11 protein-coding genes are annotated in these 15,830 nt (G+C 63.0%); 7 read left to right on the top strand and 4 right to left on the bottom strand.

The features are described from left to right. Window positions 1-58: 58 nt before the first annotated feature. Window positions 59-1,117: a sugar ABC transporter substrate-binding protein gene (locus tag DWV00_RS19790; protein WP_115535312.1), complete on the bottom strand. Its 1,059-nt coding sequence runs from the start codon at window positions 1,115-1,117 to the stop codon at window positions 59-61. A 273-nt stretch (window positions 1,118-1,390) separates the two neighbouring features. Here DWV00_RS19790 and DWV00_RS19785 point away from each other — a divergent pair, with 273 nt between their 5' ends. From DWV00_RS19785 to DWV00_RS19770, 4 genes are all read left to right on the top strand, one after another. Continuing rightward, window positions 1,391-2,275 carry a MurR/RpiR family transcriptional regulator gene (locus DWV00_RS19785; RefSeq protein ID WP_115535311.1) on the top strand — a complete coding sequence of 295 codons (885 nt, stop codon included), beginning with the start codon at window positions 1,391-1,393 and terminating at the stop codon, window positions 2,273-2,275. Then, entirely contained in the window at window positions 2,265-3,287 is a 1,023-nt protein-coding gene (gene iolG / locus DWV00_RS19780; RefSeq protein ID WP_115535310.1) for an inositol 2-dehydrogenase, read from the top strand. Before DWV00_RS19785 ends, iolG begins: the two co-directional genes overlap by 11 nt. A gap of 24 nt (window positions 3,288-3,311) precedes the next feature. Then, window positions 3,312-4,358: a Gfo/Idh/MocA family oxidoreductase gene (locus DWV00_RS19775; protein WP_115535309.1), complete on the top strand. Its 1,047-nt coding sequence runs from the start codon at window positions 3,312-3,314 to the stop codon at window positions 4,356-4,358. A 134-nt stretch (window positions 4,359-4,492) separates the two neighbouring features. Beyond that, on the top strand, window positions 4,493-4,720 hold the full coding sequence (locus DWV00_RS19770) for a sulfurtransferase TusA family protein (protein WP_115535308.1): 228 nt from the start codon (window positions 4,493-4,495) through the stop codon (window positions 4,718-4,720). 90 nt (window positions 4,721-4,810) lie between these two features. On the opposite strand, the gene galU is transcribed toward DWV00_RS19770, so the two are convergent. Next, the gene (gene galU / locus DWV00_RS19765; RefSeq protein ID WP_115535307.1) at window positions 4,811-5,692 is read right to left on the bottom strand and encodes a UTP--glucose-1-phosphate uridylyltransferase GalU; all 882 of its coding nucleotides are present in this window, start codon (window positions 5,690-5,692) and stop codon (window positions 4,811-4,813) included. A gap of 54 nt (window positions 5,693-5,746) precedes the next feature. Continuing rightward, a complete protein-coding gene (locus DWV00_RS19760; protein ID WP_115535306.1) occupies window positions 5,747-8,629 on the bottom strand; it encodes a valine--tRNA ligase in 2,883 nt (960 codons plus the stop codon). Window positions 8,630-8,845: 216 nt separating this feature from the next. Here DWV00_RS19760 and DWV00_RS19755 point away from each other — a divergent pair, with 216 nt between their 5' ends. Further along, window positions 8,846-11,203 (top strand): UvrD-helicase domain-containing protein, encoded by a 2,358-nt coding sequence (locus tag DWV00_RS19755; RefSeq protein ID WP_115535305.1) that lies wholly within the window; start codon window positions 8,846-8,848, stop codon window positions 11,201-11,203. A 67-nt stretch (window positions 11,204-11,270) separates the two neighbouring features. After that, window positions 11,271-12,092 carry a 5'-methylthioadenosine/adenosylhomocysteine nucleosidase gene (locus DWV00_RS19750; protein ID WP_115535304.1) on the top strand — a complete coding sequence of 274 codons (822 nt, stop codon included), beginning with the start codon at window positions 11,271-11,273 and terminating at the stop codon, window positions 12,090-12,092. A gap of 58 nt (window positions 12,093-12,150) precedes the next feature. Here the strand turns inward: DWV00_RS19750 and DWV00_RS19745 are convergent, their stop codons facing one another. Beyond that, window positions 12,151-13,413, bottom strand: a complete 1,263-nt coding sequence (locus tag DWV00_RS19745; RefSeq protein WP_115535553.1) for an MFS transporter — start codon at window positions 13,411-13,413, stop codon at window positions 12,151-12,153. 337 nt (window positions 13,414-13,750) lie between these two features. On the opposite strand from DWV00_RS19745, the gene DWV00_RS19740 reads away from it, so the two are divergent. Continuing rightward, window positions 13,751-15,427 (top strand): methyl-accepting chemotaxis protein, encoded by a 1,677-nt coding sequence (locus DWV00_RS19740; RefSeq protein ID WP_115535303.1) that lies wholly within the window; start codon window positions 13,751-13,753, stop codon window positions 15,425-15,427. The last annotated feature ends 403 nt before the right edge of the window (window positions 15,428-15,830 follow it).

The raw sequence follows: 15,830 nt of genomic DNA, 5'->3' as shown, positions 1-15,830 counted from the left end.
ATAGCTGGATTGCAAAAGCCGCTGTTCAGGGTGCGGGCGATGGGCGCCCGCACGGTCATCAGCGGTACTGCCCCGCGTACTTCACGACTTTGTCGACGTTGGCTTTCGTGATGAAGCCCGGGCCGGAAAGGATCGTGTCCGGCTGATAGACAGGTTGGAGCCCGTAGGTTTTGAGGCGAGCCTGGAACTTCGGATTGCTTTGCAGTGCCTTTTCGATCTTCAGGGGATCGGTCGTGTGATCCTGCTTCACGATCGCGAGCACGGCGACCGCCAGATAGCCTTGCAGATAGGGCTGCTGATCGATCGCGAATTTCATCGTGCCGTCTTTGATGGCCGCCGCGATGTCGCTGTCGAAGTCGAACGTCGCGAACCAGATCTTGCCGGCCTTGCCCATGTCCTTCAGCGCCTTGATCGTCGGATCGGCGGAGAGCGGCCCGAGCGCGAGCACGCCGCCGGTATCCGGATGGTTGCGCAGATAGGCTTCGACCTTCGCCTTCACGCCGTTCGGATCCTGGCCGGCATCGAGCGTGGACGACTTGAAGTCGACGCCCAGCGCTTCGGCAAAGCCGCGGCAGCGCTCGAACGAAGCCGGATTCGTCGCATAGTGGTTCACGCACAGGAACGACTTGACGCCCGCCGCCTTGGCCTTTTCGCCGGCGGCATGGCCCGCGACGTACTCGGGCTGGCCGATGTGCATGATCGCGCCGAGCTGCTTGCTCTGCTCCTGCGTGCCCGAGTTGATCGTCACGAGCGGGATCTTCTTGTCGGTGACTTTCTGGATCGAGCTCTTGAGCACGTCGAAATCGGCGATCGTCGTGGCGACGCCGTCATAGTTGTGCGCCGCCGCCTGTTCGATCAGGCGCGCCATGTCCGACAAATCGCCGTTCGGCGGATTGCGGTAGTCGGTCTGGACGTTGAAGTCCTCGTCCGCCTGCTTGATTGCATTCTTGATCGTGTTCCACCAGGAGTCGGAATCGGGCGCGTGGCTGATCAGCACGAAATGGGCGTCGGCCGCGTGCGCCGACTGAACCGCGAACGGACCGAACGCGAGGGCGAGCGCGGAAGTGAGCGTCGCGGCGAACGTCTTCAGGGCGGCCTTGCGGGTGCAAAGTCTCATTTGTCTCCACCTATTCGAAGTTATGTCTGTGTCGTTGGGAGCGACGCTCGGACCGGCATGCGCCACTCACGAAACAGAGTAGGCGAAGTCGATCGCGATTGCAAAGAAAATTTCATTGAGAAGAAAAATGGAAAATTAATTCCATTTTGCTTCGAGCGTGCCTATAATTCGCATCGTCGGGACGCGTGCGTTCCTCGCCGGCCGAGCGGCCGGGGAGGCGAGGTCTTACGGGGCTTTAGACGCCGGTCACCGTTCCATAAAAGGACAAGAGTCATGCAGGAAGACACCACCGACGAGCTACCGAACGTCGACGAGCTCATGCAGCGCGTCGCCGACGCGTACGACTCGCTGCCGCGGCAATTGAAGAGCGTGGCTTCGTATCTCGAGCAGCACCGTTCGAGCGTGATGGTGGACCGCACGAGCGACATTGCCGCCAGTTGCGGCGTGCATCCGTCGGCCGTCGTGCGGTTCGCGCAGCGCTTCGGGTTCTCGGGGTTCTCGGATCTGCAGGAGGTCTTCAAGCAGGCCTACGCGGGCCAGAACCCGTCGGGGCAGACCTACAAGCAGCGCATTCGCAAGCTCATCGACGACAAGCCGGGGCGCCTGTCGGGCGGCAACGTCGCGCGCGAGTTCGTCGCCGCCTGCCGCAACGGCCTCGACGAGCTGGAGGCGACGCTCGACGACGAGCAATTCGAAGCCGCCGTCTCGATGCTCCAGCATGCGGAGAACATCTACGTCATCGGCGTGCGGCGCTCGTTCGCGGTCGCGAGCTACATCGTCTACGCGCTGCAGCACACGGCCAAGCGTGTTCACCTGATCTCGGGCTTCGGCGGCATGTTCCGCGAGCAGATCCGCAGCGTGAAGAAGGGCGACGTCGTGATCGCCATCAGCTTCGAGCCGTACGGGCGCGAGACCCAGTACTGCCTGCGCATCGCTCACCATCACCAGGCGCAGACGCTCGTCATCACCGACAGCCTTCTGTCGCCGCTCGCGCGCTATGCGAGCGCGCAGTTGTACGTCAAAGAGGGCAGCGCGTTCGCGTTTCGCGCGCTGACCAGCACGATTTGCCTGTGCCAGGCGCTGTTCGTGGCGCTTGCGTACCGGCTCGAGTTGAACGTTGAAGAAGCGAAAGACACTGGAGGATACGATGACTTTTAGCAGCAAAAGCGGCAGCGGTTCGATCGATGTGGCGGTATTCGGTGCGGGCCGCATCGGCCGCATCCACGCGGGGAACCTCGCTCGCCATCCCGGCGCGAAGATCAAGTACGTGATCGACGTCAACCGCGCCGCGGCGGCCGAGCTGGCGGCGCAATACGGCGCGACGGTGGTCGAGGCCGAAGCGGCGCTTGCCGACGCATCGGTCGGTGCGAGCGTGATCTGCTCGAGCACCGACACGCATGCCGATCTCATCGAACGTTCCGCTGCCGCCGGCAAGCACATCTTCTGCGAAAAGCCCGTCGATCTCGAACTGGAGCGCGCGCGGGCATGCGCACGCGCCGTCGAACAAGCCGGTGTTGTCTGCATGATCGGCTTTCAGCGCCGCTTCGATCCGACGTTCGCCGCCGTCAAAGCCCGCATCGAAGCAGGCGAGATCGGCACGCCGGAGATGCTCGTCGTGACGAGCCGCGATCCCGGCGCACCGCCCGTCGAATACATCCGGCGCTCGGGCGGCATCTTCAAGGACATGTTGATTCACGACTTCGACATCTTCCGCTGGATCCTCGACGACGAGGCGCTGACGGTGCATGCGAACGGAAGTTGTTTGACCGATCCGGCGATTTTCGATGCGGGCGATGTGGACTCGACGGCCGTGACGATCCGGACGAAGCGCGGCCGCCTGTGCCAGATCAACACGACGCGCCGCGCCGCCTACGGCTACGACCAGCGTTTCGAAGTGCTCGGCAGCGGCGGCATGCTGCAAGCGGGCAACGTGCGGCCGACCGAAGTCGTCGCCTACACGGCGAATGCGGTGTCGAGCGACGTGCCCGAAGCGTTTTTCCTCGAACGCTATCGCGCCGCCTATGCGAACGAGATCGCGCATTTCTTCGATGCCGTGACGCAAGGCGCACGGGTGCGCACGACGATTGCCGACGGCGTGAAGGCGCTGGAGCTTGCGGAAGCGGCGACGCGCTCGTGGCGCGAAGGGCGCGTCATCAACATCGGCGAGTAGGTAAGGAGCGAGACAGTGACGACGATGGCAAAGCGCGGGCCGGTCAGGATCGGCATCGCGGGATTGGGCCGCCTAGGCAAGCGGCACGCGACGAACTTGGCGTACCGCGTGCCGGGCGCGGTGTTGGCGGCGGCATGCAGCCCCGTCGACGAAGAACGCGAATGGGCGCGCGACACGCTGCCCGAGCCGCGGCTTTATTCGGACTACGAAGCATTGCTCGCCGACCGCGAGCTCGACGCGGTGTGGCTCGTTACGCCTTCCTCGCTACATGCCGAGCAAATCGTGGCGGCGCTGCGGGCGGGCAAGCATGTTTTCTGCGAGAAGCCGCTGTCGCTCGATGTAGCCGAATGCGAGCGCGTGCTCGGCGTGGCGCGCGAATATCCGCATCTGGAGGCGACGATCGGCTTCATGCGCCGCTTCGATCCGAGCTACCGCGATGCCTACGAGAAGGCGGCGGCCGGCACGATCGGCCGCCCGTTCATGGTGCGCTCGCAGACGACCGACCAGAACGATCCCGATGGCTTCTTCGTGCGCTTTGCGCCGACATCGGGCGGCATCTTTCTCGATTGCACCGTGCACGATATCGACGTCGCGCGCTGGTTCTTCGGCGGTGCGCGTGCGACGCGGGCGTTCGCGACGGGCACGATCGCACTGCATGAAGGGCTGCGCGAGTTCGGCGACGTCGACAACGGCGTGGGCGTCGTCGAGTTCGAAGGCGGGAGGCTGGCGGTGTTCTATGCCTCGCGCACGATGGCGCACGGCAACGATACGCAAAGCGAGGTGATCGGCACGGGCGGCGCCCTTGCCATCGGCCACAATCCGCGCAAGAGCCGCGTCGAGATTTACGAAGCGGGCGGCGTGCGCAGCGAAAGCACGCCGACGTTCTTCGACCGGTTCGAGGATGCGTTCCTGCATGAGGCACAGGCGTTCGTGCAGGCGGTGGCGGCGCGGATGGCGGGAAGAGCGCCGGACGGCGCGGCTGGGGCCACGCTCGCCGATGCGCTCGAAGCGACGCGGATCGGCAAGGCGCTGCGCGAGGCCTGTGCCAGCGGGCTGCCCGTCGTACTCTAGGGGCGCTCTCACGGTGACGATGCCCCTGGGGTAAAATTTGTTTTTTTGCGTCATTAGGCTAGGCTAGGCGCGGCGCGGTCGAACGCGCTTCGCCGCAACGCCAGCCGGACGCGTCACCGGAAGGCCGATTGTCGATGGAAATTCATAAGGAAGTCGATGCACGCGGGCTGAATTGTCCGCTGCCGATTTTGCGAGCAAAGAAAGCGTTGGCGGATATGCAGAGCGGCCAGATTTTGAAAGTGCTGGCGACGGACCCGGGCTCGCAGCGGGACTTCGCGGCATTTGCCAAGCAAACGGGCAATGAGATCGTCGAAAGCTCGACGCAAGACAAGACGTTCGTTTTTCTGATGCGTCGCCGCTGAAACGCCGAATCGGCCAGTACGGCCCGCACAAAAGATAAGGGCTACCGGTATGACGCCGGTAGCCCTTATTGTTTGGCCGGTCAGCGACGCTCAGCTATCCATCACCTGCGCCCGCGTACGCAGATAGTGATCGAACTGCTCGGACACTTCCGGGTGGCGCAGCGCGAACTCGACGGTCGCCTTCAGGTAGCCGAGCTTGCTGCCGCAATCGAAGCGCGTGCCGTGGTACTTGTAGGCGAGCACTTGCTCGTCGCCGAGCAGCGACTGAATGCCGTCGGTGAGTTGAATCTCGCCGCCGGTGCCCGGCTTCAGTGCGCGCAGATGATCGAAGATGCGCGGCTTGAGCACATAGCGGCCGACGACGCCGAGATTGGACGGCGCGACTTCGGGCGCCGGCTTTTCGACGATGCCCGACATCTTGATGATGGCGTCTTCCCATTCCTTGCCGTCGACGATGCCGTACGAGCGCGTGTCTTGCGGCGGAATCTCTTCCACTCCGATCACCGAGCTGTGATAGTGATCGAAGACGTCGATCATCTGCTTCATGACCGGCGGCTCTGCGTAGAGCAAGTCGTCCGCGAGGATGACGGCGAACGGGTTGTCGCCCACGAGCTTCTCGGCGCAGAGCACCGCGTGACCCAGCCCGAGCGCTTCGGCCTGGCGCACGTAGAAGCAATCGACGTGGCTCGGCTTGATGCTGCGCACGAGTTCGAGCAGCTTTTCCTTGCCGCGCGCCTCGAGCTCGGATTCGATTTCGTACGACTTGTCGAAGTGATCCTCGATCGCACGCTTGCTGCGGCCCGTCACGAAGATCATCTCGGTGATGCCGGCAGCCATCGCTTCTTCGACGGCGTACTGGATCAGAGGCTTATCGACGATCGGCAGCATCTCCTTGGGGCTAGCTTTGGTGGCAGGAAGAAAACGCGTGCCGAGCCCTGCAACGGGAAAGACGGCCTTGGTGACTTTTAGCATGGCATTACCCTATTTGTACTGGTGGGGACCACGTGCCCAATCCGACGCAAACGGTCAAGCCGGCAGACGCGCGAGTTGCGCGCTGAGCTTGGCAATGGTGTCTCGATATTGTGACAGCCTTTTCTGCTCTTGCTCTACCACGGCAACCGGTGCTTTTGCGACAAAAGCCTCGTTTCCGAGCTTCGCCGAGCATTTCGCGATCTCCGCATCGAGCCGAGCAATTTCCTTGCCTAGGCGCTCCCGCTCGGCCGCTACGTCGATTTCGACCAGTAGCGCGAGCTTGTCGCCGCCGACGATCGAGATCGGCGCGCCTTGTGATTGCGCGTCGAGCGTTGCTTCATCGGCCATGATGCGCACTTCGGACAAACGCGCCAGCGCTTGTGCGTAAAGTGCGAACGTCTGCCATTGGCCTGCGTCGCCGTGCACAAGCAAAGGGACCTTCGTTGCGGGCGATAGGTTCATTTCGCCGCGTAAGTTTCTGCAACAATCGATCGCTGCCTTCAGGTTTATTGCCCAACGCTCGGCATTTTCGTCGATTTTTTTCTCTTCGGCGCGCGGGTAAGGTTGCACCATGATCGAGGCTTCGCCGCTTGCCGCACCGGCAGGATAGGCGTCGGTCAGGGGCGCCACCTTCTGCCAGAGCGCTTCCGTGATGAACGGAATGATCGGGTGAGCGAGCCGCAGCACCGTTTCGAGCACACGCAACAGCGTGCGGCGCGTGGCGCGCTGCTGCTCGGGCGTGCCGTTTTGAATCTGCACTTTGGCGAGTTCGAGGTACCAGTCGCAGTACTCGTCCCACACGAACTTGTAGATGGCGTTCGCGACGTTATCGAAGCGGTAGTCGGCAAAGCCCTTTTCGACTTCGATCTCGACACGCTGCAGCAGCGAGACGATCCAGCGGTCCGCTTGCGAAAAATCGGTGTAGCCGCCGGGGCCGCAATCGCCCGGGGCGCGCGCGCCGGGCTTCGAGAAGCCGCAATCGTGTCCTTCGCAATTCATCAGCACGAAGCGCGTCGCATTCCACAGCTTGTTGCAGAAATTGCGATAACCCTCGCAGCGCGCAAGGTCGAAGTTGACGTTGCGCCCGAGCGTGGCCATCGACGCCATCGTGAAGCGCAGCGCGTCGGTGCCGAACGAGGCAATGCCTTCAGGGAATTCTTTTCGAGTTTTTTTCTCGATCGACGCGGCCTGCTTCGGATTCATGAGGCCCGTCGTGCGCTTGGCGACGAGCGCTTCCAAATCGATGCCGTCGACGATGTCGATGGGGTCGAGCGTGTTGCCCTTGCTCTTCGACATCTTCTGGCCTTCGTGATCGCGGACGAGCCCGTGCACGTAGACGGTCTTGAACGGCACCTTCCCCGTGAAGTGCGTCGTCATCATGATCATCCGCGCGACCCAGAAGAAGATGATGTCGAAGCCCGTCACGAGCACCGAGGAGGGCAGGAATGCAGCCAATTCCTTCGTCTCGTTCGGCCAGCCGAGCGAGGAGAACGGTACGAGCGCGGACGAGAACCAGGTGTCGAGCACGTCGTCGTCGCGTTTGAGCGAACCCGTGTAGCCGCGCGCCTGCGCGTGCTCGCGCGCTTCGGATTCGGTGCGTGCGACGAAGATCTCGCCTTTCTCGCCATACCAGGCGGGGATTTGATGGCCCCACCAGAGCTGCCGCGAAATACACCAGTCCTGGATGTTCTCGAGCCACTGGTTGTAGGTCGTCGTCCAGTTCTCGGGGACGAACGCGATCTCGCCGGTGCGCACGACGTCGAGCGCGACTTGCGCGATCGACTTGCCCGGATTGAACGTGCCTTCCGGCGCCGGCTTGCTCATCGCGACGAACCATTGGTCGGTCAAGAGCGGCTCGAGCACGACGTTCGTGCGATCGCCGCGCGGCACCATCAGCTTGTGGTCCTTGACCGATTCGAGCAGACCTTGTGCGTCGAGATCGGCGACGACTTGCTTGCGCGCCTCGAAGCGGTCGAGGCCGCGATAGGCCGCGGGGGCGTTGTCGTTGATCTTCGCTTCGAGCGTCAGAATTTCGATCTGCGGCAGACCGTGGCGCTGGCCCACTTGATAGTCGTTGAAGTCGTGCGCGGGCGTGACCTTGACGACGCCCGTGCCGAATTCGCGATCAACATAATCGTCGGCGATGACGGGGATTTCGCGGTCGCAGAGCGGCAGCTTGACCGTCTTGCCGATCAGATGCGCGTAGCGCTCGTCTTCAGGGTGGACCATCACGGCGACGTCGCCGAGCATCGTTTCCGGACGCGTCGTGGCGACCGTCAGATGGCCGCTGCCGTCGGCGAGCGGATAGCGGATGTGCCAGAGGTGGCCGTTCTCTTCCTCGCTCGCGACTTCGAGGTCGGACACGGCCGTCATCAAGACCGGGTCCCAGTTGACGAGCCGTTTGCCGCGATAGATCAGGCCTTGCTCGTAGAGCCGGACGAACACTTCGCTGACGACTTTCGACATCTTCTCGTCCATCGTGAAGTATTCGCGCGACCAGTCGATCGATGCGCCGAGGCGGCGCACCTGGTTCGTGATCGTCGAGCCCGATTTCTCCTTCCATTCCCATACGCGCTCGACGAATTTTTCGCGGCCGAGATCATGGCGCGACACGCCTTGCTGATCGAGCTGGCGTTCGACGACGATTTGCGTGGCGATGCCGGCGTGATCGGTGCCGGGCAGCCACAGCGTGTTGTCGCCGAGCATGCGGTGATAGCGCGTGAGGCCGTCCATGATCGTCTGGTTGAACGCGTGCCCCATGTGCAGCGTGCCCGTGACGTTCGGCGGCGGCAGCTGGATCGAGAAGTTGGGACGGGGGGCGCCGGCCGCATCCGGCGTGAAGGCCGGTTGCGCGTAGCCGCGTTTTTCCCATTCGGGGCCCCATTGGGCCTCGATCGTCTGGGGCTCGAAACTCTTCGCCAGCGTGGTGTCGGTCATGGTTGGAAATCCGCCGAAAAATGCCTGAAGTGAGATGAATATCCGGTCAAGAACCTGCGGGGAGCCTCAGCCGGCTCGGGTTTGCAGGTCCGAAACCCTCAATTATAAGGGGACGGCCGATGGACGCGGCGCACCGCCTTATAATGATGGGCTCGCAACGCGTTGCCGCCCGCGGCATTGCACGCTCCTTCCGCTTGCTGAAGAAACGCTCCCTCCATGCCAGAACTGCTCGCCAACCTGAACCCCGAACAATACGCGGCCGTCACGCTGCCGAACGAACCGGCGCTGATCTTGGCGGGCGCGGGCAGCGGCAAGACGCGCGTGCTGATCACGCGTATCGCGTGGCTGATTCAGCAAGGATTCGCGTCGCCGCCCACGGTGCTGGCCGTCACCTTCACGAACAAGGCGGCACGCGAGATGATGAGCCGGCTTTCGGCGCTGCTGCCGATCGATACGCGCGGCATGTGGATCGGCACGTTCCACGGGCTGTGCAACCGCATGCTGCGCGCGCATCACCGCGATGCGGGCCTGCCCGCGACGTTCCAGATTCTCGATACGGCCGATCAGCTCTCGTCGATCAAGCGCCTGATGAAGGGCCTGAATGTCGACGATGAAAAATATCCGCCGAAGAACCTGCAGTACTTCATCAACAACGCGAAGGAGCAAGGGCTGCGCCCCGATCAGGTCGACGCGAGCGACAGCTTCAACCTGAAATTCGTCGAACTCTACCGCGCGTACGAGCAGCAGTGCCAGCGCGAGGGTGTCGTCGATTTTCCCGAGTTGCTGCTGCGCTGCTACGAACTGCTTGCGCATAACGCACCGTTGCGCGCCCATTACCAAGCCCGCTTCCGGCAGATTCTCGTCGATGAGTTCCAAGACACGAACAAGCTGCAGTACGCGTGGCTGAAGCTGCTGGCGGGGCAGAGCAATGCGATTTTCGCCGTCGGCGACGACGACCAATCGATCTACGCGTTCCGCGGCGCGAACGTCGGCAACATGCTCGACTTCGAGCGCGAGTTCAACGTCCGCAACCTGATCAAGCTCGAGCAGAACTATCGGTCGCACGGGTACATCCTCGATACGGCCAATGCCCTGATCGCGCACAATTCGCGCCGCTTGGGCAAGAACCTGCGCACGGACGCGGGGCACGGCGAGCCCGTGCGCGTGTATGAAGCGGCCACGGACATGCAGGAGGCCGGCTGGATCGTCGAGGAAATCCGCGCGCTGATCAACAACGGCGGCCTCGCGCGCAGCGAGATCGCGGTGCTCTATCGCAGCAACGCCCAGTCGCGCACGATCGAGCACACGCTCGTGAATGCGGGCATCGCTTATCGCGTCTACGGCGGCTTGCGCTTTTTCGAGCGGCAGGAAGTCAAGCACGCGCTCGCTTACCTGCGCTTGATCGACAACCCGAACGACGACACGGCTTTCGCGCGCGTCGTGAACTTTCCGACGCGCGGCATCGGCGCGCGCTCGATCGAACAGTTGGCCGACGCGGCGCGCCTGTACGGCTGCTCGATGGCGGCCGCTATTCCGTACGTGACGGGCAAGGCCGGCACGAGCCTGGGCTCGTTCGCGAATCTGATCGCGAAGATACGCGCGGAAACCGAGCGGATGAGCTTGCCCGAGACGGTCGAGTACGTCGTGCGCGTCAGCGGCTTGTCGGAGTTCTATCAGAACGAACGCGAAGGGCAGGATCGTCTCGAGAACTTGCAGGAACTCGTCAACGCCGCGACGGCATTCGTCAGCGAAGAGGGCTATGGGCTCGATACGCCCGCGCGCTCGATTCGCCTGAATCCCGGTGCGACGGCGGCGCCCGAGCTGGGTTCTTCCGCGGACGAGGGCGACACGGTGGTGCTCGAAGCCGCCAGCCTGACCGATCCGGCGCAAAACCCCGACACGATGACGCCGCTCGCGGGCTTCTTGTCGCACGCATCGCTCGAAGCCGGCGAGAACCAGGCGCAGGCGGGGCAGGAGGCCGTGCAACTGATGACGGTTCATGCGGCGAAGGGGCTCGAGTTCACAGCCGTCTTCATCACGGGGCTCGAAGAGGGGTTGTTCCCGCACGAGAACAGCGCGACGGAAGCCGACGGGCTCGAGGAGGAGCGGCGGCTGATGTATGTCGCGATCACGCGCGCCAAGGAGCGGCTCTATCTGTCGTTCGCGCAAAGCCGGATGCTGCACGGACAGACGCGCTACAACGTGCGTTCGCGGTTCTTCGACGAGTTGCCCGAGACGACGCTCAAATGGCTGACGCCGAAGGTCGAGGCGGGATCGCGCTGGGGCGGCCGCTCCGACAACGCCGGCTGGGGCCGCGACTGGTTTGCCCGGCCCGATCGTGGCGGCCCGGCGGCGAACTTCGAAGCGGCGCCGCTGCCGGCGTTCGCCAACGAGCAGCGCGCGGCCGATACCGGCTTCCGCGTCGGCCAGCAAGTCTTTCACACGAAGTTCGGCGAGGGTGCGATCACTGCGCTTGAAGGCAGCGGCGCCGATGCGCGTGCGCAAGTGCGGTTCAAGCGGCACGGCGAGAAGTGGCTCGCGTTGTCCGTCGCGAAGCTGCAAGTGGTGGAATGACACCTACGACCTGCGGCCTATGGTCCGTGGCCCGGGTCTACTTTTGATTTGATTCGAGCGAAATTCGATGAGTATGTACAGCGAGAAGACCGGCAGTGGTGAGCACGGAGCCGTGCGCCGGCTGGGCGTATTGGCGGCGCTGCCGCAAGAACTCGGCGATCTCGTCGATGCGATGCGTGCCGAAGGCGAAATGCGCACGGTCACGCTCGGCCGGCGCGATTACCACGTGGGCACGGCCCATGGCGTGCCATGCGTCGTCACCTTGGCGCGTGTCGGCAAGGTAGCCGCCGCGGCCACCGCGAGTGCGCTGATTCACGTGTTCGGCGTGGATGCGATGGTGTTCACGGGTGTGGCCGGCGGTGTCGGCCATGGCGTGCGGGTCGGGGACATCGTCGTGGCTGATTCGCTGATGCAGCACGATATGGATGCCTCGCCGCTGTTTCCGCGCTACGAAGTGCCGCTGCTCGAACGCGCGAGTTTTCCGACGCATCAGCCGCTGGCCGATGGGCTTGTCGCGGCTTGCGAACGGTTCGTCGCGGAGGACGGACCGGCGCTCGGCGAGCGCTTCGGATTCAAAGCGCCGCGCGTGCATCGGGGATTGATCATCAGCGGCGATCGCTTCGTCTCGAGTGCGAGCGAAGTGCGCGCGCTGTCCGAGGCATTGCCCGAGGCGATGGCGGTGGAGATGGAAGGGGCGGCGATGGCGCAAGTCTGCTACGAGCACGACGTGCCGTGCGCGATCGTACGCACGATTTCCGATACGGCCGACGATCACGCGACGGCGTCGTTCACTAACTTCTTGACCGATATCGCCGGCGCGTATTCGTCGGGGGTGTTGCTGCGGTTTTTGAGGGCTTACGCGGCTACTGCGGGAGCGGGCGTTAAGTAGTAGATTTTCGGAGGGCGGACGAACCCCGCGCGACACGCGGGGCCGTCGATGCCCACGATCAAGCGCGCGCCGGGCGCTTGCTTTCGAGGTTGGGCAGGAACATCGTCAGGATGCCGATCAGCGGCAAGAACGAGCAGACCTTGTAGACGAAGCCGATGCTCGTCGCGTCGGCCAAATTCCCGAGCACGGCCGCGCCCACGCCGCCGAGGCCGAAGGCGAAGCCGAAGAACAGGCCCGCGACCATCCCCACGTTGCCCGGAATCAGCTCCTGCGCGTAGACGATGATGGCCGAGAATGCCGAGGCCAGCACGACGCCGATGACCACCGTCAGCACGCCCGTCCAGAACAGATTCGCGTAGGGCAGCATCAGCGTGAACGGCGCCACGCCGAGAATCGACACCCAGATCACATACTTGCGGCCGATGCGATCGCCGATCGGGCCGCCGATGATCGTGCCCGCGGCCACGGCGGCGAGGAACACGAACAGGTGAATCTGCGCTGCCTGCACCGACAGATGGAACTTGTCGATCAGATAGAACGTGAAGTAGCTGTTCAGGCTCGCGAGATAGAAGTACTTCGAGAACACGAGCAGCACGAGCACGCCGATGGCGAACATCACGCGCGACTTCGACAGCGACGGATGCACCGCGTGCGTACGGGCCTTTTTCTTCGTAGCCGGGTGGCGGGCATACCAGCGGCCGATGTTCGCGAGCACGACGATCGCGACGAGTGCGGCCACCGAAAACCAGGCAATGCTGCGCTGGCCGTGCGGAATGACGATGAGCGCGGCGAACAGCGGCCCGAGCGACGAACCCGCATTGCCGCCCACTTGGAACAGCGACTGCGCGAGCCCGTAGCGCCCGCCCGAAGCCATGCGCGCGACGCGCGACGATTCCGGATGGAAGACCGACGAGCCGCAGCCCACGAGCGCCGCGGCGACGAGCAGCACGCCGAAGTTCGGCGCGATCGACATCAAGATGAGCCCCGTCAGCGTGAAGCCCATCCCGACGGGCAGCGAGTACGGCTGCGGACGCTTGTCGGTATAAAGCCCGACGAGCGGCTGCAGCAGCGAGGCCGTGATCTGGTACGTCAGCGTGATCAGGCCGATCTGCGCGAACGACAGCGAAAAATTCTGCTTCAGCATCGGATAGATCGCGAGGATCAGCGACTGAATCATGTCGTTGAGCAGATGCGAGAAGCTGATCGCGCCGAGCACCGAATAGACGGTGCGCGACACGGTACCTGCCGGCGCGGGGGCTGAACCCGGTATGGCCGATGCCGGATCCCCGGCAAGGGTATTTTTCTGAATACTCGTTTGCATCGTGGGCACTTTGGAGAAAGGAAAAAGCAGCACGCGCGGCGGGTGGGGCAGCGCGGAAATCGATTCGTCAGGTTCGACCGTAAGCTTAGTGTAGTGTGTCTCTTAGGGAATAACCGGACAAAGTTTGTCGCGAATCAGACATAGCTTTCGTCTCGCTGCCTTTTTGTCGGGGTATAAAGCGCGACGGCGCGCCATCAGCCGCCGCATGCCACCGGGTTTACATAGGTCGTTGCGCACTAAAGAAGTGCAGTTGCGATGCCGTTGACCCGAGGAGGTACTCACAGGATTGCGCTGCCCTACCCACGGTGGCGAGCGACATAAAAGAAGGGGGTTTCGTATGAAGGCAGTTTCGCTTGGCAAGCGTCCCGGGGCAGGTTTCGTTCCGGACGGCACGGGGGCCGGCGGCAGGTCGAACAAACGCGCGGCGAAGTCGAAGCTGCATGCGTTGTCGGTCAAAGCGTCGCTGCGTCTCGCGTTTGCCATCGTGCTCATCGGCACGCTCTTGATCGGCGTGTTCTCGCTCACGCAGATCGACCGGTTGAATGGATCCACGAAGTCGATTTACGAGCAGGGCCACGTTGCCAGCCGCGCCGCCGAGGAAGTGCGCGCGGACGTGCTGCGCGCGAGCCGTGCGCAGAAGATGCTGCTGACGGCGACGACGGCCAAGGAGCGCGACGAACTGGGCAACGACATCGAGAAGGGACTGTCTTCGATCAACGGCGAGCTGCAGACGCTTCAGCAATACACCGAAGCCTCCGACGCCGAAGGCATTACCGAGCAGAAGAAGTTCACCGCGGCCGTGAACGCCTGGGCCGGCCATTTGCGTACGTTCGTGACGCTGGTGAAGGCGCAATCGCTCGATCTGTCGCAGATGAACTGGCAGGTCGGCATGCAGGACGTGTCGCTGCTCGTCGAGACGGGCAAGCTCGAAAAGCTCGTCGACCAGCTCGTCGAGCGCCGCGGCACCGAGGCCAAGGCCACGATCGAAAAATCGGCGTTCATCTTCAAGTCGTCGTTCGTGATGATCGCGGCGATGACGGTCGCGCTGATCATCGTGGCGTTCGTCGTCAGCGAATGGGTCGTGCGGCGCCTCACGCGCCAGCTCGGCGGCGAGCCGGCCTATGCCAAGGAGATCGCGAGCCACATCGCGTCCGGCGATTTGTCGAACCATATCCGGATCGCCAAGAAGGACAATTCGAGCATGCTCTTCGCGCTGACGGAGATGCAGACTGGGCTGGCCACTACCGTCGGCGACATTGCGGCGAGTGCCGAGGCGATTTCTTCGGCTGCCGGCGAAATCTCGATGGGCAATCTCGATCTGTCGCAGCGTACGGAACAGCAGGCTGTCTCGCTCGAGCGTACGGCGACGAGCATGGAGCAGCTCACGTCGACCGTGAAGCAGAACGCGGATAACGCCAAGCAGGCGAGCACGCTGGCCAACAACGCGTCGGAAATCGCGTCGACTTGCGGCAACGTCGTTTCGCGCGTCGTCACGACGATGGGCGAAATCAACGACAGCGCCAAGAGCATCGGCGACATCATCGGCGTGATCGACGGCATCGCGTTCCAGACGAATATTCTGGCGCTGAACGCGGCGGTGGAAGCGGCGCGCGCGGGCGAGCAGGGCCGCGGCTTCGCGGTGGTGGCGGGCGAAGTGCGCTCGCTGGCGCAGCGTAGCGCGGCGGCGGCTAAGGAAATCAAGACGCTTATTAGTACGTCGCTTGATCGCGTGGCGAATGGCTCTAGCCTCGCTACCGATGCGGGGCAGACGATGGATGAGGTGGTCAAGGCCGTTCGGCGGGTGACCGACATCATGGGCGAGATTTCGGCTGCTTCGTCGGAGCAAAGCGCCGGGATCGAGGAAGTGAATCGCGCCGTTACGCAGATGGATGCCGGTACGCAGCAGAATGCCGCGCTTGTTGAAGAAGCGACGGCAGCCGCGAAATCGCTTGATGATCAGGCGCAGGCGCTTAAGCAGCTTGTGGGGCACTTTAAGTTGCATGCTGCGCATTGAGCTAGCTGATCGCGAAGCGAAGAAGACTTAGAAAAGCGGGCCGCACTTTCGAGTGCGGCCCGCTTTGTTTTGGGGGACCGGTAGCTATTCCTTCATGCGTTAGCGAGCTATATCGCGCCCAACGGTCACCAAAGCCAGGATTCACTAAGCTCGGCGACGCCTTCTGTCGCCCTTTCGCCGCAAGCAGCGTTGCCGCATGTGCTTGCGCTATTGAGCGTTTCTTTGTGCCGGACGCGGGCATTAACAACATCGCCCCGTTGATGTCAGCTCTAGTAGCATAACCGCACAGCGATTGTGCGGTAATAGTTGCGGAGATATTAAAATGAGTTGGGAATTTTTACTCATTTTCGGTGATGAATACTAATAGTGCTTAAGCTTGTTTTGCCGGAAAGAGGATTCTGTG

This window comes from Trinickia dinghuensis, assembly GCF_003367175.1.
Classification (GTDB): domain Bacteria; phylum Pseudomonadota; class Gammaproteobacteria; order Burkholderiales; family Burkholderiaceae; genus Trinickia; species Trinickia dinghuensis.
This window is presented reverse-complemented; position numbering and strand designations above follow the sequence as displayed.

Excerpts from the sequence above, each read along its gene's own strand:
- iolG (WP_115535310.1), top strand. The coding sequence starts at position 2,265 with ATGACTTTTAGCAGCAAAAGCGGCAGCGGTTCGATCGATGTGGCGGTA.
- DWV00_RS19740 (WP_115535303.1), top strand. The coding sequence starts at position 13,751 with ATGAAGGCAGTTTCGCTTGGCAAGCGTCCCGGGGCAGGTTTCGTTCCG.
- DWV00_RS19775 (WP_115535309.1), top strand. The coding sequence starts at position 3,312 with ATGGCAAAGCGCGGGCCGGTCAGGATCGGCATCGCGGGATTGGGCCGC.
- DWV00_RS19745 (WP_115535553.1), bottom strand. The coding sequence starts at position 13,413 with ATGCAAACGAGTATTCAGAAAAATACCCTTGCCGGGGATCCGGCATCG.
- DWV00_RS19785 (WP_115535311.1), top strand. The coding sequence starts at position 1,391 with ATGCAGGAAGACACCACCGACGAGCTACCGAACGTCGACGAGCTCATG.
- DWV00_RS19770 (WP_115535308.1), top strand. The coding sequence starts at position 4,493 with ATGGAAATTCATAAGGAAGTCGATGCACGCGGGCTGAATTGTCCGCTG.
- DWV00_RS19760 (WP_115535306.1), bottom strand. The coding sequence starts at position 8,629 with ATGACCGACACCACGCTGGCGAAGAGTTTCGAGCCCCAGACGATCGAG.
- DWV00_RS19750 (WP_115535304.1), top strand. The coding sequence starts at position 11,271 with ATGAGTATGTACAGCGAGAAGACCGGCAGTGGTGAGCACGGAGCCGTG.
- DWV00_RS19755 (WP_115535305.1), top strand. The coding sequence starts at position 8,846 with ATGCCAGAACTGCTCGCCAACCTGAACCCCGAACAATACGCGGCCGTC.
- DWV00_RS19790 (WP_115535312.1), bottom strand. The coding sequence starts at position 1,117 with ATGAGACTTTGCACCCGCAAGGCCGCCCTGAAGACGTTCGCCGCGACG.
- galU (WP_115535307.1), bottom strand. The coding sequence starts at position 5,692 with ATGCTAAAAGTCACCAAGGCCGTCTTTCCCGTTGCAGGGCTCGGCACG.